Annotated in this window: 1 protein-coding gene; it reads left to right on the top strand. The window is 43.1% G+C overall.

The window, feature by feature from the left end; genetic code table 11:
• Nucleotides 1-144: 144 nt before the first annotated feature.
• Nucleotides 145-1,119 carry an IS256 family transposase, variant Zn-binding type gene (locus tag QOL76_RS21220; protein ID WP_430383842.1) on the top strand — a complete coding sequence of 325 codons (975 nt, stop codon included), beginning with the start codon at nt 145-147 and terminating at the stop codon, nt 1,117-1,119.
• Nucleotides 1,120-1,276: the final 157 nt, after the last annotated feature.

The raw sequence follows: 1,276 nt of genomic DNA, 5'->3' as shown, positions 1-1,276 counted from the left end.
GATTTAATGGTCAAAAATAGTTGGTAAAAGCTGTGTAAACTATTGATTTACTGTCTTTTGTGACAACCTTATTGAAAGTGGTTTCAATAAGGTTGTTTTGTTTTATGGAAAAGTCAAAAAAAAAGGTGTTGGGCATGTGGCTTTCTGGACTCAATCAAGTGGGGAAAGCAAGGCGGCAAGCAGCGATATAAATGCAAAAACTGCGGGATTCTCTTTACCGGTTCGAATCCATCGGTGGCCAAGTCCAACCAATTTATATGGTTTGAAAAGTGGGTTATCGGCAAGCAAACATTGGAGCAATTGGTTGTTCTCACAGGGTACAGTAAAAGCACCATCCAGCGGCTGTTCAAAGGCTATTTGAAAGAGCCACCGATGCTGAGTGTTTACCCCTCTGAGCGTGTAAACCTGATCATTGATGGCACTTATTTCACCAACGACTTGTGTCTGATTCTGTATCGGGACAACACCGTCAAGTTTACCCAGCTCTACCGTTTCAGTAGTGGAGAACGGTATGAGGAGCTGAAAGAAGACCTGGAAAATCTGCTGGCTCTTGGTGTTCAGATTGAATCCATCACCTGTGATGGTCACCGGGCTCTACTACGGGCGGTGAAGAAAGTTTGCCCCGATGTGACCCTTCAGCGATGTGTGATCCATGTCCAGCGTATGTGCAGAATATGGCTTTCCAGTAAACCAAAGAGCATTCCTGGTCAGGAACTTCGAAGAATCATCTCTACACTGCATCTGATCCGTACCCAACAGCAGCTCAGCTTTTGGCTGCTGGATCTGGCCAATTGGGATGCCCGTCATCATGAGTTTGTGCATGAGAAAACCGTGAACCCCACCACTGGAAAATACTGGTATAAACATAAGCTGTTGAAGCGTTCCTTCTCTGTAATTATGAGCGCACTGCCCAATTTGTTTCACTATCTGGAAAACCCAAAAATACCCAAATCAACAAACGGTCTGGAGTCGTTCTTCGGACATTTAAAAAACAATCTCAATGTCCATAGAGGACTTTCGAACGCAAACAGAAAAAGCTTTTTGAAATGGTATCTGTACTTCAAAAATCAACAAGGTAAAAGGTTTTCCAAGCCATGGGACAAGAAGAATGAAGCATGAAAAAAGGGCTCCGAAAAAACGAAGCCCTTCCATTCCACTTGACAGATTTTATTGCTGGTAAGTTGCTCCTCAGCAGAGCTTACGTCCTCTTCAAATCTGTCGCAGATTATAATGAAATTTTATACCAAAGTCACCAACTATTTTTGACCACATTACC

This window comes from Algoriphagus winogradskyi (assembly GCF_900182815.1).
GTDB lineage: Bacteria > Bacteroidota > Bacteroidia > Cytophagales > Cyclobacteriaceae > Algoriphagus > Algoriphagus winogradskyi.
This window is presented reverse-complemented; position numbering and strand designations above follow the sequence as displayed.